General features: G+C 42.9%; 28 protein-coding genes and 1 tRNA gene. 3 read left to right on the top strand and 26 right to left on the bottom strand.

Annotated features, from left to right (window positions below):
• Window positions 1-141: 141 nt before the first annotated feature.
• Together QOR82_RS01230 and QOR82_RS01225 are read right to left on the bottom strand one after the other, a co-directional pair.
• Window positions 142-450, bottom strand: coding sequence for a GIY-YIG nuclease family protein (locus tag QOR82_RS01230; protein ID WP_283582946.1), 309 nt, complete (start codon window positions 448-450; stop codon window positions 142-144).
• The gene (locus QOR82_RS01225; RefSeq protein WP_283582945.1) at window positions 443-1,195 is read right to left on the bottom strand and encodes a tRNA1(Val) (adenine(37)-N6)-methyltransferase; all 753 of its coding nucleotides are present in this window, start codon (window positions 1,193-1,195) and stop codon (window positions 443-445) included. Before QOR82_RS01225 ends, QOR82_RS01230 begins: the two co-directional genes overlap by 8 nt.
• Before the next feature lie 79 nt (window positions 1,196-1,274).
• On the opposite strand from QOR82_RS01225, the gene QOR82_RS01220 reads away from it, so the two are divergent.
• Window positions 1,275-1,913, top strand: a complete 639-nt coding sequence (locus tag QOR82_RS01220) for a lysophospholipid acyltransferase family protein (RefSeq protein ID WP_283582944.1) — start codon at window positions 1,275-1,277, stop codon at window positions 1,911-1,913.
• A gap of 63 nt (window positions 1,914-1,976) precedes the next feature.
• Here the strand turns inward: QOR82_RS01220 and QOR82_RS01215 are convergent, their stop codons facing one another.
• Together QOR82_RS01215 and QOR82_RS01210 are read right to left on the bottom strand one after the other, a co-directional pair.
• Window positions 1,977-2,201: a YneF family protein gene (locus QOR82_RS01215; protein ID WP_408612896.1), complete on the bottom strand. Its 225-nt coding sequence runs from the start codon at window positions 2,199-2,201 to the stop codon at window positions 1,977-1,979.
• Window positions 2,202-2,273: 72 nt separating this feature from the next.
• Window positions 2,274-2,519 carry a DUF896 domain-containing protein gene (locus QOR82_RS01210; RefSeq protein WP_283582943.1) on the bottom strand — a complete coding sequence of 82 codons (246 nt, stop codon included), beginning with the start codon at window positions 2,517-2,519 and terminating at the stop codon, window positions 2,274-2,276.
• Between the two features lie 145 nt (window positions 2,520-2,664).
• Between QOR82_RS01210 and lexA the strand changes: the two genes are divergently transcribed.
• Entirely contained in the window at window positions 2,665-3,291 is a 627-nt protein-coding gene (lexA, locus tag QOR82_RS01205; protein WP_283582942.1) for a transcriptional repressor LexA, read from the top strand.
• Between the two features lie 93 nt (window positions 3,292-3,384).
• A tRNA-Ser gene (locus QOR82_RS01200) sits at window positions 3,385-3,472 on the top strand.
• Window positions 3,473-3,918: 446 nt separating this feature from the next.
• On the opposite strand, the gene QOR82_RS01195 is transcribed toward QOR82_RS01200, so the two are convergent.
• The 22 genes from QOR82_RS01195 to QOR82_RS01090 all read right to left on the bottom strand — a co-directional run bounded on the left by QOR82_RS01195 (window position 3,919) and on the right by QOR82_RS01090 (window position 24,025).
• Window positions 3,919-4,164 (bottom strand): hypothetical protein, encoded by a 246-nt coding sequence (locus QOR82_RS01195; RefSeq protein WP_283582941.1) that lies wholly within the window; start codon window positions 4,162-4,164, stop codon window positions 3,919-3,921.
• A 402-nt stretch (window positions 4,165-4,566) separates the two neighbouring features.
• Window positions 4,567-5,088: a hypothetical protein gene (locus QOR82_RS01190; protein WP_283582940.1), complete on the bottom strand. Its 522-nt coding sequence runs from the start codon at window positions 5,086-5,088 to the stop codon at window positions 4,567-4,569.
• A gap of 54 nt (window positions 5,089-5,142) precedes the next feature.
• Window positions 5,143-5,310, bottom strand: coding sequence for a hypothetical protein (locus QOR82_RS01185; RefSeq protein WP_283582939.1), 168 nt, complete (start codon window positions 5,308-5,310; stop codon window positions 5,143-5,145).
• 12 nt (window positions 5,311-5,322) lie between these two features.
• Window positions 5,323-5,856: a collagen-like domain-containing protein gene (locus QOR82_RS01180; protein WP_283582938.1), complete on the bottom strand. Its 534-nt coding sequence runs from the start codon at window positions 5,854-5,856 to the stop codon at window positions 5,323-5,325.
• Between the two features lie 2 nt (window positions 5,857-5,858).
• Window positions 5,859-6,491, bottom strand: coding sequence for a hypothetical protein (locus tag QOR82_RS01175; protein WP_283582937.1), 633 nt, complete (start codon window positions 6,489-6,491; stop codon window positions 5,859-5,861).
• A gap of 4 nt (window positions 6,492-6,495) precedes the next feature.
• Window positions 6,496-7,755, bottom strand: a complete 1,260-nt coding sequence (locus QOR82_RS01170) for a GH25 family lysozyme (protein WP_283582936.1) — start codon at window positions 7,753-7,755, stop codon at window positions 6,496-6,498.
• Window positions 7,737-8,186, bottom strand: coding sequence for a phage holin, LLH family (locus QOR82_RS01165; RefSeq protein WP_283582935.1), 450 nt, complete (start codon window positions 8,184-8,186; stop codon window positions 7,737-7,739). The genes QOR82_RS01170 and QOR82_RS01165 overlap by 19 nt, the downstream gene beginning before the upstream one ends.
• Window positions 8,176-8,502: a hypothetical protein gene (locus QOR82_RS01160; protein ID WP_283582934.1), complete on the bottom strand. Its 327-nt coding sequence runs from the start codon at window positions 8,500-8,502 to the stop codon at window positions 8,176-8,178. The genes QOR82_RS01165 and QOR82_RS01160 overlap by 11 nt, the downstream gene beginning before the upstream one ends.
• A gap of 2 nt (window positions 8,503-8,504) precedes the next feature.
• Window positions 8,505-8,882 carry a hypothetical protein gene (locus tag QOR82_RS01155; protein WP_283582933.1) on the bottom strand — a complete coding sequence of 126 codons (378 nt, stop codon included), beginning with the start codon at window positions 8,880-8,882 and terminating at the stop codon, window positions 8,505-8,507.
• Between the two features lie 24 nt (window positions 8,883-8,906).
• The gene (locus QOR82_RS01150; protein ID WP_283582932.1) at window positions 8,907-9,413 is read right to left on the bottom strand and encodes a hypothetical protein; all 507 of its coding nucleotides are present in this window, start codon (window positions 9,411-9,413) and stop codon (window positions 8,907-8,909) included.
• Between the two features lie 182 nt (window positions 9,414-9,595).
• Entirely contained in the window at window positions 9,596-10,075 is a 480-nt protein-coding gene (locus QOR82_RS01145) for an alpha-amylase (protein WP_283582931.1), read from the bottom strand.
• The gene (locus QOR82_RS01140) at window positions 10,038-10,175 is read right to left on the bottom strand and encodes a hypothetical protein (RefSeq protein ID WP_283582930.1); all 138 of its coding nucleotides are present in this window, start codon (window positions 10,173-10,175) and stop codon (window positions 10,038-10,040) included. The genes QOR82_RS01145 and QOR82_RS01140 overlap by 38 nt, the downstream gene beginning before the upstream one ends.
• A complete protein-coding gene (locus QOR82_RS01135; RefSeq protein WP_283582929.1) occupies window positions 10,162-12,825 on the bottom strand; it encodes a hypothetical protein in 2,664 nt (887 codons plus the stop codon). The genes QOR82_RS01140 and QOR82_RS01135 overlap by 14 nt, the downstream gene beginning before the upstream one ends.
• On the bottom strand, window positions 12,788-15,430 hold the full coding sequence (locus QOR82_RS01130; RefSeq protein WP_283582928.1) for a phage tail protein: 2,643 nt from the start codon (window positions 15,428-15,430) through the stop codon (window positions 12,788-12,790). Before QOR82_RS01130 ends, QOR82_RS01135 begins: the two co-directional genes overlap by 38 nt.
• Before the next feature lie 12 nt (window positions 15,431-15,442).
• Entirely contained in the window at window positions 15,443-16,315 is an 873-nt protein-coding gene (locus QOR82_RS01125) for a phage tail domain-containing protein (RefSeq protein WP_283582927.1), read from the bottom strand.
• A gap of 10 nt (window positions 16,316-16,325) precedes the next feature.
• Window positions 16,326-20,897 (bottom strand): phage tail tape measure protein, encoded by a 4,572-nt coding sequence (locus QOR82_RS01120; protein WP_283582926.1) that lies wholly within the window; start codon window positions 20,895-20,897, stop codon window positions 16,326-16,328.
• A 484-nt stretch (window positions 20,898-21,381) separates the two neighbouring features.
• Window positions 21,382-21,768, bottom strand: coding sequence for a phage tail tube assembly chaperone (locus QOR82_RS01115; protein WP_283582925.1), 387 nt, complete (start codon window positions 21,766-21,768; stop codon window positions 21,382-21,384).
• 68 nt (window positions 21,769-21,836) lie between these two features.
• Entirely contained in the window at window positions 21,837-22,538 is a 702-nt protein-coding gene (locus QOR82_RS01110) for a phage tail protein (protein ID WP_283582924.1), read from the bottom strand.
• A gap of 2 nt (window positions 22,539-22,540) precedes the next feature.
• Entirely contained in the window at window positions 22,541-22,927 is a 387-nt protein-coding gene (locus QOR82_RS01105; protein WP_283582923.1) for a DUF806 family protein, read from the bottom strand.
• A complete protein-coding gene (locus QOR82_RS01100) occupies window positions 22,911-23,342 on the bottom strand; it encodes an HK97 gp10 family phage protein (RefSeq protein WP_283582922.1) in 432 nt (143 codons plus the stop codon). Before QOR82_RS01100 ends, QOR82_RS01105 begins: the two co-directional genes overlap by 17 nt.
• Window positions 23,335-23,697, bottom strand: coding sequence for a phage head closure protein (locus QOR82_RS01095; protein ID WP_283582921.1), 363 nt, complete (start codon window positions 23,695-23,697; stop codon window positions 23,335-23,337). Before QOR82_RS01095 ends, QOR82_RS01100 begins: the two co-directional genes overlap by 8 nt.
• Window positions 23,660-24,025, bottom strand: a complete 366-nt coding sequence (locus tag QOR82_RS01090) for a head-tail connector protein (protein WP_283582920.1) — start codon at window positions 24,023-24,025, stop codon at window positions 23,660-23,662. The genes QOR82_RS01095 and QOR82_RS01090 overlap by 38 nt, the downstream gene beginning before the upstream one ends.
• Between the last annotated feature and the right edge of the window lie 13 nt (window positions 24,026-24,038).

Here is a 24,038-nt window from a genome sequence, read left to right as displayed (position 1 = left end):
AAAACCTCCAAATAGTTTGTCCTCCCTGCTGTTCAATTGCAATAGGGACCAATTGGCACCGCCTATTTCATCGCAACAGGTGTGTTTTGTGCATTAGACACCAGCTAATAGTATACAAAAATGATGCCTAAGTCGCAAGTCCTACTTAGGGGATTTCATCAGCTTTTTTTGGAAATAACTCAACAAAACACCATGTGCTTTTAAAAAGGCTTCTTTTTTCTGATGGGTCTGATGCTTGAAATGATACTCAGCACTCAAAGCTGCATGCTTCGTCGTAAAGCGCTGATAAAAAGCCAGCTGTAGCGGATGGCGTGACTTCACCCTGGTATATTTAGCACCTTTATAATTCTGGTGTGCCGCAAAACGGCGGTGAACATCATTGGTAAAACCGCCATAAAGAGAGCCGTCAGCACAATAGAGCACATAAAAGAAATAATCTTTGCTAGCCATGGAGCATCGCCAGAACTTCCGAAGTATAGTTCCCGTTACTCTGCCCTACAATTAGTGGGGGCACAATCTTCAACCCCGCTGCCTTACCATCTTTGATGGTATCTATCACGACCATATTTGCATCAGTCCCGGGTTTGGGATACACAAATTGAATCCGTTTCGGAACGAGTCGGTGTTGGACCAGCGAGGCCATTATTTCTGGCAAGCGATCTGGACGGTGAACCAAGTAGCCATGTCCATTCATCTTCAACAACCCACTCATGCGGTCAAGGACAGTCGTCAAATTAGTTTTGATCTCGTGACGGGCGATCGCCAGGTAAGGATTAGGATTTTTTACGCTGGTCGTGCTGGTCGGAAAATATGGTGGATTGCAGACGACAACATCGGCACTATCTTTGGGAATCTGTTGGTACACGTTGGCCAAGTCATCATTAATCACCACGTAACGCGACGAAAGCTGATTCAACTGAATGCTTCGCTGGGCCATGTCAGCAAGGCGTGATTGAATTTCAACTTCGTAAAATTTTCCACCCAATTTATTATGGAGAAAAAGGCCAACCGCGCCGTTTCCTGCACAGAGATCAACCGTTTTAAGCCGGTGGCGATGGTTCGGACGAACAAAGTTTGCCAACAAAACCGCATCGAGTGAAAAGGCAAATACTGTTTTGCTTTGAATGATCTTAATATTCTGACTTGCTAATTCATCAATCCGTTCATCCGGGAGCAATTGAACTTTTTTTTCCATAAAAATCTCTCACCCTTGCAACTTAGATTAAAATTCGTCATACTAATGCCATGAACCACAACAATTAAGGATGATCATAATGCTCTATAATTTTCTCGTTCATATTGTGAACCCCTTTTTAAATTTAATCAACGGTCGATCAGAGATTAAACACCGCGACCGTCTGCCGAAAGGCAACTACATCCTGGTGGCTCCACACCGAACTTGGATGGATCCGGTGCTTCTCGCACTGGCTGTTTATCCGAAGCAATTCTCTTTTATGGCCAAAGAAGAACTCTTTCAAAATAAACTCGTTGCCTGGTTTTTAAAAACATTACACGCTTATCCAGTCAACCGCAAACACCCCGGCCCGTCTGCAATTAGCAAACCCGTGCGGCTTCTCAAAAAAAGCCCCTATTCAACTATTATTTTTCCCAGCGGTTCCCGTTATTCTGCCCAGTTAAAGGGTGGTGCGCTGTTAATCGCAAAAATGGCGGGGGTACCAATTGTTCCAGCTGTTTACCAGGGGCCGTTAAAGTTCAACCAGATGTGGTCACGGAAAAAAAGACGGATTGCCTTCGGTCAACCCTTTTTGGTTGACCGGCGCCAACGTCTTGATGAGGACACACAGCATATGTACGAGCAAAAGATGCAATCTGCTTTTGATCAATTGGATAAAGAACTGGACCCATCATTTAAATACGTGATGCCAGCTAAACCCAAAAATGATAACTTTTAAAAATAAAACCTGCCGGGATTGGTTGCCCAATTCCAGCAGGTTTTTCATCAGAAATGAAGCTTGCTATTTGGCTTTTTTGGCCTGAGCCTTCATCGTTTGCATCATCTGATGCAGTTTGCGTTCAGATGGTTTTTGCCCCATCTGCATCATCATCGTCCGCATCATTGACTCAGTAATCGGCGGGTTCTCGCGAATGTACTTTTCCATGTAGTGGCGAGCACCAAAATAGCCGATAACAATCCCAACTAATAATGCGATGATAATTAAAAAAATGGCTAAACCGGACACGATTCAGTTCCTCCTTGATAAACGTTTACTCAACCTATGTTACACATCTTCGTGACTTTGTGCAAAGCCTATTTAGCGCAAACCCTTTTTGCGTTGAACATCCTGCAGCTTTTTTGGTGTAACTTCTTTACCCTGCTTGTCATAAATACGCATGTGTTCAACATTGCTGCGAAAGGCTTCGCGAAAATTTTTAAGATATTCATCACGCAATTTTTTGCGCTCAGCTTTTTCTTCCGCTGTTAAACCCTCCGACTTATTTTTTTTTGCCAATTCATTAATGCGTTTGAGCAAACGGTCTTGTTCGTTTTCTGCTGCCAATCTCTTCACCCCGTTTTTCCCTAAGTTTACAAAAGCACTAAGCAGATTGCAAGAATGGCAAATCATTCGAACGTATGTTTGCAAGAAGAAGTTACATATGTTATAGTGGATTAGTATCAATAAAAGGATCCATGAGGTGTCACTAATGCCAAAATCAGCTTATAACAAACGAATGGCTGTCCTCAGCTTTATTAATCGTCAAGTCAGTGAGCATGGCTTTCCGCCAACTGTGCGTGAAATTTGCACTGCCGTTGGTCTTTCGTCGACCAGCACCGTGCATGGTCATATCACTCGTCTCATTAAAGAAGGCTATCTTCAAAAAGACCCTGCTAAACCACGGGCTTTAGAGATTACTCCGCAAGGCTTAGAAGTCTTGGGGATCCATCCCCAAAATGATAAAATGCCTTTACTCGGTGAAGTGGCAGCCGGCGAACCTATTCTGGCCGAGCAAAATGCCACTGACTATTTCCCGATTCCACCAACACTTAACAATCATGATGACCTGTTTATGCTTCAGATTCATGGTAATTCAATGATCAACATGGGAATTCTCAACGGTGACAAAGTGATTGTCCAACGGCAAAGTACAGCCGAAAATGGTGAAGTAGTGATCGCAATGACCGACGACAACGAAGCAACCTGCAAACGTTTTTACAAAGAAAAAGACCACTACCGCTTGCAACCAGAAAATGATCACATGGATCCGATCATTTTAGAGAAAGTCACTATTCTTGGCAAAGTCGTCGGTTTACTTCGCGACGACATTGAATAATTTCAGATAACGAAAATCTAAAACAGGTGTCCAACTAGCATTTGCCCCTTTACCTTCTGCATCATCCTTGATATAATACTGATGTTGCTTTATGGAGAGTTGGCAGAACGGTAATGCATCGGACTCGAAATCCGACGAACCGGTTAATCCCGGCGAGCAGGTTCGACCCCTGTACTCTCCTTTTTTAATGAATCTTGAACAAAATTCAAGAATAACAAAAACACCCTGAAATGTTGATTTAACAGCGTTTCAGGGTGTTTTATTGTTTTACTAAAATATTGAAAAACAACATAAAATAACAAGGTTGGCACACATTTGGCACACAAAATCACACATAAAAAGCCCTGCAAGCACGAGGCAAGCAAGGCTGACAACGTACATCTGATTGAGTGGCTAAGTTCAATCTTCTGCACATTTACGTTCATGTTCTTTATAGATAAATAACTGTGCTGAAGTCTTTAAGTACTTTATTAATAGAGTACTTGCATTTGTTTGACATCTATTTTACTATACTAATGTACAAAAAAAGTAACCACGCTTGTCTGTGACGTGATTACTTGACGTTAATAATTTTCTGTGTATCATTGCGTCTGCTGTACTGTCTAGCTTTTTAATAAGCCATTGGTTTTAAACTAATGGCTTTTTCTTTTTGGGTAAATATGGTCGAGATAGGCAATGCCAAAACGGTAAAGCAACACAATCATTACCAATACAACCAATAAAATACCCATGTTTACGATAATAGGCAGACCATGCATAGCCATAATAACTTTGGCAAAACCCTGCATCAGGTCTGGAATGTGCATAAGCATGTCCTTTGTAAATATTCAAAGAACGTTCAATTACTAAACGTACACACTTAGATACGCTCATGATAACCACGTCCTTTCTGTAGGTCCTTAGTTACAAGAAAAAGACAGTACATTTAGACGCTTAATCATTAACGACTCTCTGAGTATATCACATTTTTATTAAATTTATGAGCAAAAAACGCACCAGTTCCAGTATAAGAAGTTTTTCGCATCAAATGTGTAAAACACTACTTGCCAAAAAAAATGCTGAGAATGGCTGTCAACTGTCAATAATGAAGAATGGCTTTAAAAAAACTGATCCTACGAAAAAAGCCCCTGACCAGCATTTCTGCCGATCAGGGGTGTTGAAAAAATCCTTGTAATTCTTGCTTTAAGTCATTCGGCTATTGCGACAACAGTAACTTTTCTCGTCCATAATCGCCCCCTCCAATCAAGGAGGTAAAAGCACTAAGGAGGCGGTTAACTACCCCCCCACATAGGTGGCGACAATCTTTTCCAAATTACCAACTGAACATTCATTCAACGCTTTTATACGCCATTTGACAATGTCACTATCAATAAAAGTGTTAGCTGGAATTTTTGCCGTAATGGTTTTTATTAGTGTCTTACCCTCCACGTAGTTAGGCTGCATATTAGGCAATGTAATTGGAATATCTCCCTTTTCATCACTGTGGAAGATTAACTTGCTGTCGGTAGAACTCAAATATGAGACGCTTGAAACAGTGATTGATAAAGTAATCGGAACACTCATCTTAGGTGGGACTGCAACTATTTGAAAAGGCACGTCTGTATCTGATGGGTCTTCACCATCCAATTTGGATATGCCTAAGTGAACTGGCTTGCCACCCAGCAAGTCAGTCCCACTCGGAAAAGCAGGTGGCGTTACTAGCTTAGTCATATCTGCCAGTGTCAGAGTTTCCGTTTTGCCGTAACGCTTGCGGAAGCCGTCAGCCAGCAATTTCAGTTGTTGTGAAAGTGTAACCATGAACTCACTCCTTCCTATATAGAAAAATTTCCATCCTATCGAATGACACTTCGTTTACCATTTACCATTGAGAATTGCGTTTTCGATCCACTGCTTGATAGCGTCTTGGTCTGCTTGGGTCCAGTAGTCTTGTCCTCTTATCGGTGACTTGCCATCTTTTCCAGCAGGCCCCCGAGCCGGAACCTTTAAGTCGATGTCGCTAGGCAATTGATTGTCTGCCATAGGACCACCTCCTTAGTTAGTGGATCCGTCAGGGTTTACTAGCTTGATGTGCCAATTGCCATCGTCAGCGATGTAGGGTTCGTAAGTGAAGCCAACCGGTCCACGTTCACCGGTTGGGCCTTGTGCACCTGTAGTTCCCGGAATCCCTTGTTCGCCTTGAGGGCCTTGGTCACCCTTATCGCCTTTGATACCTTGTGCACCAGATAAGTCCGCCAAGAATTTCATCGTATCGTTAGACCGAATATAAAGTTTAGCGTTATCAGGGTCATCAACGTTGCTGGCGATCATTGCCATGTCGCCCTCTTTGATGTCATCGGCAAAATGGGCGTTCATTTCAGCAACCGAAGGATAAGTCTTATCAACATTGAATCCTTTACCGGCTGGGCCTTGTGGACCCGGAACCCCTTGTTCCCCTTGCTTGCCTTGAATTCCTTGCTCACCTTGAGGGCCTTGCTTACCTTCGGGGCCTTGAGGTCCGACAGGGCCAGTTTCACCCTTTGGTCCACGTGCGACAACGCCTAAATCAATATCTGCTTGTAATGCCATAATTAGTTTTCCTCACTTTCTGTTGGTTTATCTAAAAGTTTGATATGCCAGTGTCCATCGGTTGCAATGTAAGGTTTCCAGCTATCGCCATCTTTTCCTCGTGGAATGTGATAGTTAATCGTCACCGTTCCATCGTCAGCAGTTACCATCTCAACCGATGCTGGTTGATCAGGATCAACAGTGGTAACCTCGCCGGCTTTGAACTTCGGCGATTCAAAAGTGCCGGTTGAAATATGCTTAGCTAGGTCGGTAAACTGCTTTTTGAACTCGTCTAGTGTCAGTGATGAAACTTTACCTGTTGGTAAGTCCAGCGTGTTGTAAAGCACTTGAAACTTGAAGTCACGATCAGATGGAAAGATAGCGTGAATCGCATCGTTGATCATCTCATAGATTTCGAGCCGATAAACGCCTGCTGGCAAATCAAGAATCTGGTCAGAATCAAACTCGATTAATTCTTGATTAATTTTCATATCGACCTGCTTAACCAAAGAATCAGAAGTCGCAAAAGAAGCGACATACCGATATTTATCTTCTGGAAAAGCCGGCCGGTTATTTTGCATAAGTTGAAAGAGATAAGTCTGTACACCTTCAGTGCGCTTTTGGATTAGCGGTGACAATGCTTTAACGTCATTCATCTAGTCACCTCCCATTGTTAGCTAGTTCTTGCTTCACTACCTCTTGAATGTACGGTTTAAGATCGTTTTCGATTGCCTGACGATCAGCGTCTGACAACGTACTCTTTTTCACTGGGTTAGGATTTGGTTGAACCGGCTGTTGTTTTTGTCCTTGCAAAGATCCATTGTCTGCAAAGACATACTCAACGCCGTCAATGGTCTGTTTCCCAGTGACCGCCCAGCAGTTGCTCTTGTCGAAGTAGTATTTCTTGCCGTCGCATTCCTGCCAGCCAGTTAGGGCAGCACCAAAGGTACCATCATGTTTCGGATTCAAGTAGTACGTGTGACCGTTGATTACTTGCAAGCCGGACATCAGCCAAGCATTTTTGGTGTCAAAGTAGAACCAGCGATCGTCTAACTTCTGCCAGCCAGTAGCACACCAGGCATTCGTAGGGTCCATGTAGTACCATTTGTTATTAATGTTTTGCCAACTGGTTAAAGCACTGCCGTAGGCACCATCATGTTTATCATTGAAGAAGTACCAATGATCATTGATCTTTTGCCAACCTGTCTGCGCATTACCGTTGCCATCAAAGTGGAACCACTTGCCGTCAATCTTGCGCCAGTCGCTTTTAACTGCTGCACCTTTTTCATAGTATTGCCAGTTATCGCCAGAGCCTTGCCAGCCTGAATTGCCAGCCGGGTTAGCCAAGCGATTCCATTCTGTCGCATTAATGAAAAAGATTGACCGGTCCATATCACCACCGGTATACTGCCAGCCAGTCAAAGCGGCAAAGGCTCCGTGGGAAACGTTCATATTTGGCAAAACCCAACTGTTCCAATTCATAGAAGCATATTTTGCTACCCACACACCGCAGATGTTGGCACAATTGGCAACTTGCCAGAGCGCGGACTCTTGCACGTAGATCAGTGGCCAAACACCGGTCAAACGATGAACTTCATTCACAAAACGATAAGCCCAGCTGGTGTTACCCCAACTAGCGTTTTGGTATGATTCCCAGTCAAGAATCAGAATACCTTTGCCAACGTAGTTCTTGGTGTTATTGATGAAATACTGCGCTTCGCTCTCTGGATTGCCGCCACCAGCATAGTGATACAGACCACGTAGCTTGTTTAGAGAACCAGCTAAGTCCCACTGATGATTACATGCTGGATTGACATAGCCTGTCCCTTGAGTCGCCTTGATGATCACGCCTTGCGCGTGACTGTCACGAATAATACTATCGGAGCTTCCGGAATAAACATCTACTGTACAGATTGACATGACTGCGCCTCCTTACTAATATCATTGGCTCGGTTTGGAGCTGTCTTAATGGCTTCCAACACTGGGTCTTTTCCAGCTTCTGGTGTAGCCGTTGGCGTCAGTGGTGACTTTTCATAGGCCGCTTGTACAGCTGCTTCGATCTGCTTAACATCCACAGTTGTGAAGCCTTGTTTCTTAAGCGCGTCCTGGACCAGCTTCGTAGCATCTTCGAACTTCTGATCACCGGCCTTATCAGTACCCACCAGGGACGTCACAGCTGTTTCGGATACCTGATCAATAAATGACCAAAGTTCCTTTGACTGCACCGTTTTAGCGTGTAAAGCCTTGCCATGTACGTAAGTGCGAACATACTTAATTGCAAAAATAAAAACCGCTGAAATAACGGCGGTTAGTACATACTCCGGAATGGCATTGATAATTTCATTCATCATTAATTTCCTCCTCAGTTTTCTCTTCAACACGTGACAGCTTATTGACCTTTTGAATCAATGATTTGATTTGTTCATGTAGCCGATCATTCTGTGCTTGCAAAGTTTCTACTTGAAGTTGAAGATGATTAATCGTCGTTGTCTGCTGACTAATCATCTCATTTTGCTGATTAATCCGATCTACTAAGGTTTGGCTATACTTTGCGTATATGCCCTCCCGATCAGTAGCGTTCTTGCTTGATGTGCCGTAAAAATTAAAAAGCGCAGTAATCAAGGCACCGACACCAGCAATTAGTAGATCTTGAATGTAATTACCCACATTTACCGATGCCCCCTCCAATCATCACTAAACCAGGCAACCGTTAAAATCTCCACAAATACACCAAACGACAAAATTGTGGAAATTTTTAACTGTTCAAAGTCTAAATCGGCAATAAAAAAGGCTACCGAGTACAAGAACCATAACGCGCCTGCAAATATCAGGACATATGACATGAATCTTGTGCTACTGTAGCCAACTAGTGCTAAAGCAATAATCGCTGCTCCAAAAATAACCATTATTGCGGCCCAATTTGTGCCATTTAATTGGTGCATTGCATGAACCGCTGGACTGCGAGGGTCATCACGCATTGCCATATGGTCAAGGAACATATAGAAGCCAATTGCAATTGTCTCTATTCCGATCTCAATAAGATACACAGTTCTCCTCATAAGAATCATCCCTTAGGCGGTCGTGATGTAAGTCTTGTGCATGGAAAGCTCAGCATTAGCATATAGAGTATTGGTATCAGAAGTGCCAGCATTACCAAAATAAACCCAAACATTGTGGCCTGAAGGACCGTCCCAGTCGTCAAAGTAAGTTGCATTTTCACCTGCGAAGTACCAGGAGTGGACACGAGTATCAGGCTTGATGATATCTGGCCACTGTACAGCTAGAATTTCTTGCCCCTTTGGAATTGTTTTGTTAAAAGCAATGTGGACATTAAGTTCGACAAGCTTGAAACTGCCAAAATCAACGTAACGATAACACGTGTTAGCACCAGCTGTCCCGTGGTCCCAGTCATAAGCACCATTTTCGAAGGCAATACCATCTGTCATCCAGCCTGTAGCGGTTGGCATCATATTACTGGTAACAAGGTTACTCGGTTTGTTTTGCAAGATATTCCAGTCAGAAGCTGGGAGCAAAGTGTCGCCGCTATCATTTTTTAAGTAAACATCTTTATCAGCCATAATTTTATCTCCTTATCTGTTTCGATTACGATTAATCTGGTTTAGTTGATTTTCAATGTTTTTCAACCTTTGATTGATCGTTTTGAGTTGAGTGTCTAAGCCGATTACTGAAGCAGAGTCAGTTTCCGGTAGGACCTGGTCTTCATTTCCAAAGCTGTCAGCTTTCATTAGTTTTACATGTTTCATGCTTCATCCACCTCAATCTTACTAAGGGTAGTGATCTCCAGCCCACACATGGGAAGCTGAACTTTAAGGCCATCTTTAATAATCTGGTACTTTAGTTTTGCGCTTGTGGATGTCAGATCTTTAATCTGTAAAATCTCACTAATATCACTCTCGGCGTTTGGCATACCATACTCAGACGAATCAATAGTAGTAACACCGGCAAGCTGGTCCGCGTCCAAACGATCTTTTAGTAAGTTATATTTCTTACCGTAAGCATCGACGCGTGCATCAACCACTTCATTAGGCTGAGCAACACTATGGATCATGTTGGCCATTCGAATATCGTAGCCATTCAGGGCTTGATCAATTTGCTCAGCAACTGATGTCCATGAATTTCTCAGTACAGCCCAGTTGTGATTTTTCTGCTTATAAGCCTGGTCATTCTGAAAGGGTGTTGGCTCATTTTGCAGATCCAGATTTTTGACTTTGATCGCCATTATCTTTTGCCTCCTCCAATTGGACTTTCAACATTGTGTTTTCCAGTTCCAATTCACCAATACGAATGCCTAATTTTTTAACTAATTTATTCGCATCCATTTTTATCCTCCAGTTTCTTTAGTCGCTGATCAATCAATTGCACAGCAGCAGTCAAGTAAGCAAGTTGTGTCCCATCATCACGACCATCGCCTTCAGCACTAACAAAAGCCTCAGGCGTCTTCGTCTGGGGCTTTTCATGTACATCATCAATTACCAGTGAAGCGTAATGACGACCATCTTTGCCGTCACGCTTGTACTGATAATCGTAGATGTCAGTATTATTAATAGTGTCTAAAGCTTTTTGAGGATCCAGCTTTGTGAGGTTAGTCTTCTTAGAAAGCGTGGAGGTTTGAACCCAGCTACCGCCGTGAACCGTACCATCGACCCACAGATCAGTGTCTTTGATCCAAAAGCCGTTAGCGTCGCCGTTTTCATAAGTAGTGTAGTTCTCATTAAAATCAAAGCGGCCATGAGTAGTGCCGCCATTAAATACGATTAACTGGTCACCGCCAACCTGTTTTTCAGAGTACACATTATTTCTAAACCAAAAGCCACTTGTGGTTTCGTTGCTAATATCAACATATTTTTCTGCTAGTGTTCCATCAGGATGAGTATAAGTTGGATTCTCAGAAAGAAGAATCAACTCATCGTCATTGTTAGCTCCAAGTTGTAATCTTCCACTAGCATTAATATGCAAGTCAGTATCATAATAGTTTCCATCTTCAAAAGGCGTGCCATAAATGGACGATACATGTTCTGACCATTCAGCATTTTTCAGTGGATTGATAGAAGCACTAAATGACAAAGTACCATTCCAGAAACGAGAATTACGGAAATAATTCTGTGGAGCAATTGGACCACCAGGTGAGTCTATTTTACCTAAAACGGATTGATACGAAACCAATCCTTTTTTGTCTAACCGGGTCTCATTATTATCTCCACTGCTTAAAACTAAACTGCCCCCGAGAATTTGAGCATTATTAGTTTTTAACCCTGTGTCATCAATTAGAGTTGAGTAATTGTACTCCTCGCTCTTTTGAATCGTAGCGTCTTTCTGAGCTTTTGATAAGTCATCATTAAACTGCTTTTCGATTGCAGCTGTGCCATTATCCCCATCGACTTCATTAGCATAATCAAATGCTAAAGTCTTTGTGCCTTCTTTTTCCGGATTTTTGCCATGAGCTACTACAATTTTATAGCCAAACTTTTTTCCTGTAATTGGACTAATACCTGTCTTATAAACAATATCTTGATCATTCTTTGTTAATGTGTAAGTGGTAACACCATCGAGACCATGAATCTGTAAACTTACGCCATTTAAAAGGCCGGCAGTGATTTTATCAGCACTTAGTGATGCAATCGAAGCCCCCGGAATAAATGCCTTCCCAGAAAATACCGTACTATCAGCGTCCAAAAGCAACTCCCCCTTTCCGTTTGCTACTTGAATCAAGGTGTTGCCACCAGCTTCCTGATTGATCTGACTGATCACATCACCTTTAGAAACACGATCATTAATCGCATTGCTAAGTTGCGTGCGTTCAGTTTCAAAGTCTTTGCTAGAAACTTTAGAATCAACCACACCTGACAATTGCGTTAGTGCTGACTGGTCAGCTTTACCCTTTACATCAGTCCGCAGTCCATCGATAGACTGGTTAACGTTTGTGATTTTACCGTTCAGATCTACGACACTCTGATTAAAGCTATCAGCAGTTTGCTTGGCAGTAGTTTGGACGTATTTCTCCGTTGCATAACTACCGTCTTTCAGCATCCCCGAAACATCATCACGGGTAACCTTGCTGGTGATATTATCGGCGTTCGTCTTAATCGATGCAGTATTCTGCGACACAGCTCCCGACAAACTGTCAACTGTCGTTTGACTAGCCTTAGTAGCTACTTCACTGCTGGTTGCTGAAATCTCAGCGGCTTGGCTAGTCACTGTTTTCTTAACTTCGTCCACATCAGAAGAATTAGCTTTCAAAGCAATCTGCTTGCTGTTCTGATCAATTTCTGTGGTATGAGTATCAACAGTTTTCTTCAGTGCATCTACATCAGATTCATTAGCCTTTGTTTGCAACTCGTTAGCATTTTGACTAGCTAGTGTAGAAGTGCTAGTAACCTGTGACTTTACTACGTCTACTGCCGAAGAATCAGCTTTCAGTGCAATTGCACTGTTTGTCTTACTGATTTCTAAAGCATTAGAACTGGCGGCATTACTAGCCACATTAGCCGTCGACAAAGCTGTTGAAGCATTAGCTTTAGCCTTGTCAATTTCAGTTTCAGCAGAGTGAATTGCCCCGCTTGCTGTTGACAATGCCGCACTAGCATTGCTTTGTGCAGTTACCGCCGCTGAATGCGCATCAGAAGCTGTAGACTTAGCATCGCTGACCGCAGTACTTACTTCAGAAGCGGCGTTAGAAGCCACCGTGCTATTATCGATAGCCTTTTGGGCTTCACTATGCGCATCGTTGGCAGTTTTTTCAGCATTAGTAATATCCGCTTGGTGCTGCTGAACGATTTTTGAAACCTTATGAAGATCTTCACGGTCATTCATCTGTAACAAAGTGTTACTGATGTTATACCACTTGCCATTTGACATGACCGATGTTTGCAATGGCCGCTTATGGTCGGCAATGTTTTTAGACACTGTTTCATCACTATGCGGTTGCAAAATATCATTTGCCACTGTTATCACTTCCTTTTTCTTCATCATCAGTTACATCATCTTCTGCTGGTCGAACCCAAATGGCACCGTTAGAAACCTGCTGAGTGGCGGACGGATCAGACCTGGAGTAATAAATTTCCGGCATTCGATCAAGCACCTGGTTAGCAAGCTTTTCCAGGCGGGAATTGATATACGACGTGGTATTAGCGTGCAATATTGACGCTTGCAAGTTATCAAACGTAATATCTGTTCCCTGAGCTGAGTCAAATGGATACCAGGTAAAACCAACCGCAGTCACTGTGGTGTTATAAGCACTCTGTGTAGTAGACGAGGTAGTAGACGAGCTACCTGTTGCTAACGTTCCTCGCTCGGGAATCGTAAGATACGCCTGTTCTCCTGGGATTGGTTGGATATTAGTATGCATAACAACTTCCACACTAATTGTCGGATCAGTATTCAGCTGTTTTAATGCATAAGCTGCCATCGCATTTGGATCTTTGAAACGGTCGTCTTGAACATCTTCACCTGGGTGCAATCCCCATTGCTGAATCGAATGGTTGTCTTGAACGATAAACGGCTGGAAATAATACTCAGCTGTTGTTGAAACTTGTGAAGCACTGTAATCGTCATGATAAGTAATGTGTTCGCCTTCGACCGTTTCAGTCTTTTTAGTGTTGATCTTAGCTTGCATTTGATCATTCCGCCCAAACCAACTGGGTGAGTAACTGTCAATCGGCGCCGTTTTACAAGACTCCCCTGGCTGTGGTTCATAAATCATCGTAGAGTTATCCAGCATTAAGGCAATATGATAACTACTTCCATGTGACCCATAAAATCCGACATCACCAGCCTTGACTTGGGATCGTGGAATTGTATAGAAATCTGATTCCATCGACACAGTATAAGCTGGAATTTCAATACCAAAATCGTGATAAACCTGAGAAACATAACCAGAGCAATCCATGCCAGCCCAGGGATTAGCCTTATTATGACCACCCCAAACATACGGAACACCAAGATACTTCTTAGCGTCAGCTTGAAAGGTGGATGTATTATCCACTCCTGTCGTAATAGTTTCTACGGGGTGTGTAATTGATAAACTGCTGTTATCCGCAGACTCATTGTCAGTGTCTTCTTCTTTCGTAGCACCAATTGCCAGCACTTGATTAACAATGCCAGTGCTGTCTTCAGTCAATTTCATGTCAGAAGAATTGTACTTATATACGATTCGTCGTTGATAATTTTTAGCGAACGATCCAGGGGCAAACACGTTTAGCGTTTTCCAGTGTGGGTAAATAATCGTTCCTGGCCACGTTTCAATAATTTTAGAAACCATGTCTTTACCAGAGCAGGCACCGAGATTTTCAATTTGCTGTTTGTCAAAATCACCAAACACCTGATAGGTGAAACCAAACGGGTTGGCCACCTTATCATTTAAGAAATAGTCAAGCACATCTTGTACAGAGTAGGTCAGTACTCCGCTTCGCGTATTGCGTTGACGAACACGACCGATCTCACTATTGACATACTGCATCATCGTGACAGTGTACAAACCAATTCCCTCATCGTCCTCTTCAATGTTTTTGATTATGAAAAGGTCATTGTTAAACATTACTGTCGATTCATTAGCAATATATGCAAAAGACGGTGAGCCATCATCATAGGCCACAAACTGAATTTGATTCGTTTGATTATCTTCATATTGATACTCAAAGCTGTTTTTCATGTAGCAAGTCAAAGCAACTGGTGAATCGGCTTGAACACCTTGAATAGTCATTCGAGTGTCGAATTTTGGTAGGTCACTCAAATCTTCATCGGTTTTAGCGCTGACTTTTTCATTAACCAAAATAGACCCATGACGCATTGCAAAATGCGCATGAGTCTTAGCAACATCAGACCAATCAAAAAGATTATCTTTAGTTGCTGAGCGAAATACCAAGCCACTAGCAGTTTGGTCAGCGAACAGCCTTACACTGTCGCCGTCAACGAACATATCTGGCCCTTCGCTCCAATTAGCCAAATTACTATAATTTCGCCCGTATTTCTGAGGAGTAGCGGCAAAATTAGCAGGGAACTTTTGATAAGGCCCTAAATAATCAGGGGAGCTAAAAACATAGTTCCCGGCCAGCACTAAGTAATAAACTCCATCGATGAGCGTGATATCTGGGTCAATCCGCCAGGTATTTACATCGTCATCAGTGCGAATCTGAATTGGTGAGTTGGTCGTACCAATCGAATCCGTTGCCGGGTCAAAGTCAGTAACATAAACGCCAAAATCGCCGTCTAAATTACTACCAGCGCAGAATACGATATGCCAGTTGCCACTAATATCCTGGAAGAGTTCAGGTGCCCACACATTACGATACTGACTAACGCCATTAAGCCAGGAAAGCCTTTTAAATGATATCCAGTCGGTAGTCTTATAAAAATCATCAGTACCAATGATGTAATACACATCACCGATCTTTTTAACGTAGCCATCACGGAGATTACCAAGTTCTGGATGATGTGCAATGGTTTCCCACTGGACAAGATTATCTGAATACGCAGTAACCGGTGTTGCCTGCCAGGGGCTGTCTTCTGTGGGGTGTGATTCAAAGCCAAAGTAAAAGTAACGATGTTCTTCTAAGGCTTGCAATTCTGTAATCGCCAAATTCACACCTCCTTAGTTCAAATAAACAAAACGAAAATGGAAACGAATATCGACTGGATTGTAACCATAGATCGTAAACTCGTTCCACTTCGGTTGTAATCGAATCCACGCAAGATTTGTACTACCATTTGCTAGTTTCCCATTGACTCTGGTTTCCATTCCATTCAAAACCAGCTCGTCACTTGCCGACAGACTCTTATCATAAATAAATTCGTCACCAGTCGTTCGATTTACAATATCAAACAAGCCATTAAAACCCGTTACAATAATCTGCAACGGGTATCTTTGGCGTGGATCAATTGTAATATCACTGGCGTTGTACACTTTGAAACGATGCTGATCAACAAAGTGATACTTTAAGTTTTGGCCGTTTGGTAAGTTCATCCCTACCTGCCAAGCGTTGTTACTATAGTCCATCGCTTCATCAGAATAAGCGTACGACCATTTCACCCCTGATGGATTATCAAATGGAATAGAAAACTCCGCATTGGTTTTAGCCTGTGGAGTTTCAATCGTAAAATTGCCAGCTCGAACATATTTAACAATGCCCGGTTCAGCATCAGTCCTGATCCGGTACAATCCTTTTTGCATGAAGAAACGTGCAATTTCATGTTTCTTCATTTTATAGTCATACCAATCACTAAAATCAATGTTAAAGCGTGCAGTCACTACGTTATTACTAATTTGTGAGTAAGAATAAGACTGCCCATCAGTACCAGCATCATTGGTATAAGTATTAGTCATTACTGGATCCGAATCATCGCCTAGAAAGGTCAGCCCCGGTATCACATCAGACACATTCACTTCATCCCCTTGCGGAGGTTTAACAAAAAGTGAAGGCGTAAGTAAACTAATTTCACTTAAATCTAAATCTTTGCCAGCCATGATTCACCTCCTAAATAAATGATTGAATTTGTGCCAAGTTAACATCTCGTTGGGTACGTTTGTACCGAGCAGTTGGGTCGTTAGCTGAGTCAGTGACGCCAATCAACTTGTCCAGCAAATTGATCAACTGCTGATTTTGCGACAAGACAGTGTCGAACTTCTTACTAATGATCTGAATCTGTTGATTATCGCTATTAGCAGGTACTGAATCTTCGCTCTTAAACCGAGCAATGACTTGGCTCAACAAATCATAAGCACGGCCACGCTTCGACTGATCTAATGGAATGATCATTTCAGGATTATTGCCTTCAGCGACTTCATATAAACCATGCCGGCTGACCAGACCACCATCAGCATATCCACGAGGAGCGCCAGTTGGCCCCCAACCACCTGTATGGATATCTGATCGCCAGTTACTATCATTCAATAAAGCTAAGACTTGATCAAAAGCTTTCCAGATGTCGTGGTGTCCCTTAACAGCATAAGTATTAAAGGTAGGATCAATAAACTGTAAAACACCTTTTGACGGTGTACCGGCTTTAGCGTTTGAGTCCCAGTTATTTTGCACACCTCTAGAACGATTGCCAGATTCATGAACAGCAACATTAATGATTCTTTGAATTTCCGAATCAGAAACTGTTTCATGAACTAAAGCAGCGGCTTTACGAATCATTTCTGGTGTAATGGAATCGCCATTATCATCTTGCATCTGTTCCAACTGTTTCTTTAACCACGCTTGACCAATTCGAGCAAAATAACCTGGCAGGCTATTATGCAAATCTTGGCTAAATTCGTGGCCGTTGTCTTTTGACCCAGGTACTGCTTCTACAAAATGATGGAACAGCTCAGTACCAAATTCGACAACATTTTTAAGGGCCTTATCAACCCAGTCCATAGCATCTTCAGCAGCGTCCTTAGCAGCATTAAATACTCCACTAAAGAAATCACCAATTGCACCACTAGCATGTGGAATCGCAATATGCATGGCATTAGCTAGACGATGAGAATTTTCACCGTCAAGCACTTCATCGCCTTTTTCCAATGGCATGATGATGTTCCGCTTAGCAGGAAGCATAAAAGTCTTACCAGTAGCCGCTTTATGAACCATTTCTTGATAATGAGGGCCATCACCATCATTAAGCAAAGCGATTTGGTTATGTAAAATCCCACCATTTGGCGTACCTTTAGCAAAACCATTCAAGCTAAAATCAGCTGAAATATGGGAACCACCGATTTTATCGGCAATCCAATTAATCCCGTTAGCGATCCCTTTGATGATGTTCGAGAATGGCGTAGCAATACCACGCAGGACACCCATAAAGGCACTATGTACAGGATTCTGACTACTAGTAATCGTGCCAATAACATCTGAAAAATGCTTTTTCCAAGCATTAAGAATATCGCCAAGACGACCACCAGTAATACTGTTCAGTTTGTCATACATATCACTAAAAATTGAACGAGATTCATTGCTCATATCTTTAGCAATATCTTGAGTATCATCAGACAAACGGTTCCAATGCCCAGATGTCAGATCATGCCACATCTTGGAGCGATCTTCGATTGTCTTATACATGGCCTGGAATGTACGTGGATGTTCCCGAGCCATTGCTTGAACTGTCCGGCTGGTATTATTCCTTAAGCGTTCATACCAGTTGTGAACTCGATTACTCCCGTTTTGAGCGGCGCGTTCAACAGTCCGCCAGCCATTCGTAGCACCTCGCGATAACGCTCTCCACATCGTCTGTGAAGTACGGCCAACTGTGCGGCTCATGTTATTCCAGGTGCGTCTAACCGTTCGGCCACCATTATTAGCAGTACGAGTCAGACCACGCCAACCGTTTGAAGCAGTACGGCCAATGCCTCGCCACATATTAGAAACAGTGCGACTAGTCGTTCGACTGAAGCTGTTCCAGCTTCGTTGCATTTGCCGGTTAGCTTGTTCTTGCTGGCGAACTTGTTGGCGCTGGGCGCGTTGTTGAGTCTTCGTGTTGTTTTGCATAGCACGACCGATTGACCGGAATCCGCTAGTAAAGAAGTTACCAACTTTCTTCATGCCTGATTTAGCGGTAGAAGCCAAGCCATTAACGAAGCGGCGAAAAGTCTTACTGTGGTTATACAACGCGGAGAATGCAACACTAGCAAGCTGAATACCAGTAATTAAAGCACCAAGCGGATTAGCTCGCACTGCCATGCCAATCGCAGAAATAGAACTGACACCAGCCGCTTTAATTGAAGCAAAACTAATCTTTGAGGTTGTCGCGGCTGTTTTTGATGCCACGCCAACCTCTTTTATGTTTGTAGTAGCCTGGCGCGTATCTACGTTTACACGTGAAGTCTTAGTTCTAGGAATAGTCTCCAAACCACGCTTAGTAGTATTGACATTTGTATTAGCTTGACGAGTGTCAACATCGACCTTGCTTGTCTTAGTCTTAGGAACCCGATCCATAGTAGACTTCACGTCATCTACATTGCGCTTAGCCGTAGCAGTATCTGCTTCGACAGTGGTTTTCTTATGAATTGGGATTTTACTAATGACAGCACGTAAATTATCAATACGTTTGCGCGTTGTACCAATTGCATCAAGTAATTTAGCGGCCCCAAAAGCAGCTAGTAAAGCAGCACCAAATACTTTAACCGTAGTGGTATGCTTGCCAAGGAATTCAAGCATTGAAACAGCAGCATTTGCCACATCACCGATTCCTTTAGCAATCGTTTTTAAGCCCTGCTGAGTATCTTTCTTGGCAAAAGCATTAGCCATTGCGGCAGAAGCACGTGAAATGGCAGGTAACATGTTACGTCCAATTTCAATTTGAATAGCTTGTACAGCATACTTAAATCGATCAGATGAATTCTTAGCAGAATTCATATTCCGGCGTGCCATCTTACCAACGTAATCTTCTGAATATGCGGTCTTTAATTGGTCTTCCACATGCTGCAATGATTGGCTATTCTCACGGTTTAGCGCCGCCGTACGTGAAAGAATACCTGCTGCGTTTTGAGCAGTCTGCCCGAATACCTTGTTAAAGACTTCTAGTCGCTCGGCTTTCGGCACGTGAGCATTAATATCTTGGAAAATAGCGGAAATCGGTTTCAGCTGGCCACTCTTTGTTTTGAAGTCGTCAATAGACAAGTTATACTTCTTTAACTCAGCCGTAGCTGTTGAGGTTGGAGCGGACAACCGTGAAAGAATACGTTGTAACCCGGTACCAGCTTGAGATGCTTCCAAGCCATTGTTTGAAAGTACACCTAATGCAGCTGCTGTTTCACGCATTGAAACGCCAGATTGCTTGGCAGAAGATCCAGCATATTCCATGCCAACCCCAATACTTTTGAAGCTAGTTGAAGTAACATCAGCAGCTTTAGCCAGTACATCAGCGGCTTGGGCAGTATTCCGCATCATTCCCGCAGTAGTTTCGGAACGCATTCCAAAGGCTTCAAGCGTAGAAGTCGTGACTTTCATGGTGTCATTAAAGTCGTCTCCAGAAGCACGTGATGCTTCCAAAATCGACTTCATAGCACCTAAAGATTGCCGCCCATCATAACCACGTTTGATTAATTCTTGATAACCATCAGCGATTGTCTTTTGTGAAACACCATATTGGACGGAATATTTTTCACCGTCAGAATACATCTGATTCACTTCGCGTTGAGCGGCCGCTGATTTTTCACCAGCAGTGGTCATCAAATTCTGGTTTTCAACCATTGTTTTTTGAATCGCACCGGCTTTGCGAGCTGATGAAACCATAGCTGCGCCAATTGTGCCAATCGTACCGGCAATGCCCATAGCATTGTTTTTGATGGCATCAAATGCACTCCGCATCCGCGTACGCATTTGAGCAGTCTGATCATTCAGTTTAACTACTGCATTGTCAATTCGATTAATGCCAGTCGGTCGTAGTCGTGCTTCTTCACTAGATAATGACCGCATTTCAGTGCGTGTTTTGGCAATAGAAGCAGCAGTTTTATCTAGTTGCTCACGCTGTTTTACATATGCTTCTGAATCTTTCCCGGATTCGTTAGCTACTTGGCGCAACATGAATTCTTGTTTGCGGTACTGAGACTCCAAATTAATTAAGCTCGACCGCAACTGCCGGTAGCGCTCCACCGTCGCACTAGCCGAACGCCCTTCAGCAGTAAGACGAGCCACATATGCGGCAGAAGCGGATTGGGAACGTCGATAACTGGCTTGTAATTCTGCCAGTCCAGAGGCTTGATAACGCGCGGCATTGCGTGCTTTAGTTGCTTGGCTTTCATAGCTAGACAGCTGTCGATTAGCCTGTTGAATCTGCCGTTCCAACTTTAAGAACTGAGCGGCTTGCTTTTGATTAGAAGTATCCAAGCCTTCCTGGCGTTGCCGTAGTTCACTAACTTTAGCTTTTTGCAGGTCAATAACTTGGTTCAAGCCACGAATGCGGGCTGTGGCAGCTTCCGTGTAATTGCCAGAGTTACGTAGAGCAGTTTCTTGGGCACGCCAGGCATCACTAGCGCCCCGAATGGCGTTCCGAAATGCTGACATTGAACCAATTGCGGCAACCGCGTCCACACTGATTCGCGTGGACATCTCATTTTGAACTTTCAATGTTTTACCTCCTTTCCTTAAAAAAATCGAAAAAAAGACCGATATGAAATCGGCCAATTTATCTGAAAATTGCTCTCAAGATCCAAGCAACTATTTTACTTATCACATATAAAATCACTATTAATAATAAGGCGAACCACAAATGAAAGTGTTCTAAAAAAGCATATAGAATTGCAGTGCCAACAGCCAACAAGATGACTGCCGTCATGGGTATAAACCATCGGCTATTGTAAAAATTAAGCCATTTTTCTTTCACTATGCTCACTTACTTTCGCCCTAATTATACGCTAATTGCTAAACATTTGAGCGATTCTCTTATGAGCATCTCCAGCATTCATTGGCCGATCTTGACGTGGGCGAGCCTTCAGAACTTGCAAGAATGTTAAATAATTCTGCTTATCAATTTCTGATGGTGCTAATCCGCCTTTAAACAGCAATTGTTGTTTTAAATAGTTACGGTCTTCTAGTTCTTGCTGATAATGATCTACTGCTCTTTTGGCGTCTCCGACGGTTGCTCTTTTGGGGCCGAGGTTGTCTCCACGCTCTTCTTAAAATCGGCAAATGATTGTTCCGCAGCACCTTTAACCAATCCGCAAACATAGGAAATGTATAGATTCATGGTTTGACCATCAACTTTGTTAAAAACAACATTGGCCTCTTTGGTGTTAAGATGGAAAATATCTTTGAAGAATTCCATAGCCTTCTTCATCATTTCTCGTTCGGACTTCAATGACTTCACCATATCGCTCTGATCAGCATCAATACTGTACAGAGCAATCATTAATTCATCAGCTTTATCAACTTGGCCCCACGACCCTGCGACTTCAATGGAATTCTTACCAATGCCTAATGGCTTTGTGTCAATCTTCATTTAAAATCCTCCTATCACCCGCCGCATAAGCTACTGTTGACTTTCTCAGGCGAGTTTGCAACTTAAAATTAAGCGTGAACATCAGCACCAGAACCACTGCCATTCATAAATGACCCAGCAGTAGTCCCAGCAACATAATTGGCCATCGGATTATCACCAGTGTAGCCGCCGAAGACTTCCTTAAACATGTCTTCGTACTTGAAGCCCGTATCACCAGAGTTGTACATCTTGTAACTCTGTTGAGAGCCATCGTTGTTGACAAAGACATTATTCGGAATTGGTGCCAATGACTGGTAGGTGAAAGCCACGTTACTATCAGTTTCGTTTTTGTTGCTAGTACCATGATTCCGAGTAGGAATAATCATTTCACCGTTTGCAAAAGCATCGAAGAACCAATTCCCGTCAAAATCATGTGAAGCAATCATCAAGGCAACGTGCGGTTTATTGTTGCCTAACACAGCCCCACCGCCAATTTCTTGATAGCCAACGCACTTACGAGCAATGTCATAAGGCATGTCCAACATAGTCAAAGCAACCTGCGGAGATGGTACCCCGTGGTTAACCCGCTTCACCTTGTTGTTAGCGTATTGCTGTTGACCAGCTTCTTCGAGGGCTGTGATGTTAGCAGTTGTAGCACCATCGCCATCACCGTCAATCAATGCAATGCCAGTTTTATCCAGACCTTTATCAGCGTCTGCAATTAACTTTCCAGTATTGTCCGTAAGGCCGAGCATTACGAAGTCAATACCCTTAAGAGAAGTACCTGCCATGTTTACCTTTCCTCCTTTAGTAATTCATTTTTGGCAAAATAAAAGACCTTAGTCACTTGGTGCGTGTCAGGGTCTTGAATGTGATCATTAGATTGCTCAACAGTCCAATGATTTTTTACAAATAGTTTTGCTAGTGCAATCTCATTATTTAAAGTAGCGATGCCAGAATCAAACTTATAGAAAATCTGAACTTCCACACCAATTGTCCATCCTTTAAACGTTGCATTAGCATATCCAGTCGGTTCATTGAGCCATTCGCTAATTCGACAAATTGTTTGATCAGTATTACCGGCCATTTCACGTGGAATTGGGCCAACAATAATTTGATCAATCCAGTCAAATTTCCCTGACTTAATCAAGTCTTCGGCTTGGTTAGTCGGTAGATCCACGGCCCTCACCTCCAGAATCATAGACCGCCTTTTCAGCGGCTAATACCTTCGCGGCTTGATCTCGACGAGTGTTGTCAACAAAACTATCACCAGTAATGTATTTTGTACCGTCGTTTAAAAACCGAGCAATTCGGGCATGGTTAATGCCTGATTCTTTGCCTTGAAAGCCCACAACTGAATTGCCATTATCTTCACCGTTAACGTCCGTGTTTTGAAACGTTACCGAGTCAGCTAAGTGCTTAACTTTGCCAATCTTACGAATCCGATAGTGCTTATCACGGGTTTCTTCTTTTAAAGCCTTAGTTAGAACTTCCGCACCGGCAGCAGTCATAGCTTTACGCTTAGCTTGATCAGGCACAACTAGCTTTTCTGCTCGTTCCGCAAAGTTTTCCATCAGCTTATCCAAATCAGCCATTACCGTCACTTCCAATCTTCTTACTGTCACGAAGCGTAATCAGGTCAAAACCAATCGGATCACCTGTTGAATCGCGTGAGTAATTGATGATCTTGTAAATTGTATTTTGACCGACAATCCGCGCTAGTTGCTTATCATTCACGTGCTTGTTTTTACGCACAGCGATCTCAATCGTGTCTTGTAGGTGCATGCCAACAAGCTGGTATTGAAGCGCCTGAGCACGTTGATAATAAGCAAAATGAAGTTTCAGCTGTGGCACAAATGTTTCCTTAGACCCTTCGAGAGTGTGAGAAGAAACAGTTTTAGTCGTTCCAAATTCAATCAGATGGTTGAGTCTGTGCAGAGCTATTTTCATTCTTTCCACCCTCTTCAAAAGAATTCCGCATTACTCGTAACTGAGCAATGATGCTATCAACGGTAAAATCGACCGGATAAGTTCGAACATCTGACAAAGCTAAACGATTTTGGTAGTAAGTCGCAGCTAAAGAAACCACAGCGACTTCAACTAACGGTTCAACTTTGTCATTACTATAAAACTTGTTCACGTCCGTGCCCACAGCATTATGAACGAAAGCATCCGCAGCAGTGACATATGAGTGCAGTAACTCGTCATCATCATTGCCATCTAAGTAAAGAACTTCTTTTACTCGTTCGATAGGTACTTCTTGGCTACTATCACTCATCGTCATTCACCGC

The sequence above is a fragment of the Limosilactobacillus difficilis genome, assembly GCF_947387495.1.
Classification (GTDB): domain Bacteria; phylum Bacillota; class Bacilli; order Lactobacillales; family Lactobacillaceae; genus Limosilactobacillus; species Limosilactobacillus difficilis.
The sequence above is the reverse complement of the archived record's forward strand: the minus strand, read 5'-3'. Positions and strand labels throughout refer to the sequence as shown.

Bases quoted from the DNA above. Each gene is read 5' to 3' on its own strand.
- QOR82_RS01190 (WP_283582940.1), bottom strand. From the start codon at position 5,088: ATGGTTACACTTTCACAACAACTGAAATTGCTGGCTGACGGCTTCCGC.
- QOR82_RS01140 (WP_283582930.1), bottom strand. From the start codon at position 10,175: ATGGATGCGAATAAATTAGTTAAAAAATTAGGCATTCGTATTGGTGAA.
- QOR82_RS01110 (WP_283582924.1), bottom strand. From the start codon at position 22,538: ATGGCAGGTACTTCTCTTAAGGGTATTGACTTCGTAATGCTCGGCCTT.
- QOR82_RS01165 (WP_283582935.1), bottom strand. From the start codon at position 8,186: ATGATGAATGAAATTATCAATGCCATTCCGGAGTATGTACTAACCGCC.
- QOR82_RS01170 (WP_283582936.1), bottom strand. From the start codon at position 7,755: ATGTCAATCTGTACAGTAGATGTTTATTCCGGAAGCTCCGATAGTATT.
- QOR82_RS01195 (WP_283582941.1), bottom strand. From the start codon at position 4,164: ATGAGCGTATCTAAGTGTGTACGTTTAGTAATTGAACGTTCTTTGAAT.
- QOR82_RS01125 (WP_283582927.1), bottom strand. From the start codon at position 16,315: ATGGCTGGCAAAGATTTAGATTTAAGTGAAATTAGTTTACTTACGCCT.
- QOR82_RS01180 (WP_283582938.1), bottom strand. From the start codon at position 5,856: ATGGCATTACAAGCAGATATTGATTTAGGCGTTGTCGCACGTGGACCA.
- QOR82_RS01175 (WP_283582937.1), bottom strand. From the start codon at position 6,491: ATGAATGACGTTAAAGCATTGTCACCGCTAATCCAAAAGCGCACTGAA.
- QOR82_RS01145 (WP_283582931.1), bottom strand. From the start codon at position 10,075: ATGGCGATCAAAGTCAAAAATCTGGATCTGCAAAATGAGCCAACACCC.
- QOR82_RS01230 (WP_283582946.1), bottom strand. From the start codon at position 450: ATGGCTAGCAAAGATTATTTCTTTTATGTGCTCTATTGTGCTGACGGC.
- QOR82_RS01115 (WP_283582925.1), bottom strand. From the start codon at position 21,768: ATGAAGATTGACACAAAGCCATTAGGCATTGGTAAGAATTCCATTGAA.
- QOR82_RS01185 (WP_283582939.1), bottom strand. From the start codon at position 5,310: ATGGCAGACAATCAATTGCCTAGCGACATCGACTTAAAGGTTCCGGCT.
- QOR82_RS01135 (WP_283582929.1), bottom strand. From the start codon at position 12,825: ATGATGAAGAAAAAGGAAGTGATAACAGTGGCAAATGATATTTTGCAA.
- QOR82_RS01225 (WP_283582945.1), bottom strand. From the start codon at position 1,195: ATGGAAAAAAAAGTTCAATTGCTCCCGGATGAACGGATTGATGAATTA.
- QOR82_RS01095 (WP_283582921.1), bottom strand. From the start codon at position 23,697: ATGAAAATAGCTCTGCACAGACTCAACCATCTGATTGAATTTGGAACG.
- QOR82_RS01090 (WP_283582920.1), bottom strand. From the start codon at position 24,025: ATGAGTGATAGTAGCCAAGAAGTACCTATCGAACGAGTAAAAGAAGTT.
- QOR82_RS01150 (WP_283582932.1), bottom strand. From the start codon at position 9,413: ATGGCTGATAAAGATGTTTACTTAAAAAATGATAGCGGCGACACTTTG.
- lexA (WP_283582942.1), top strand. From the start codon at position 2,665: ATGCCAAAATCAGCTTATAACAAACGAATGGCTGTCCTCAGCTTTATT.
- QOR82_RS01100 (WP_283582922.1), bottom strand. From the start codon at position 23,342: ATGGCTGATTTGGATAAGCTGATGGAAAACTTTGCGGAACGAGCAGAA.
- QOR82_RS01220 (WP_283582944.1), top strand. From the start codon at position 1,275: ATGCTCTATAATTTTCTCGTTCATATTGTGAACCCCTTTTTAAATTTA.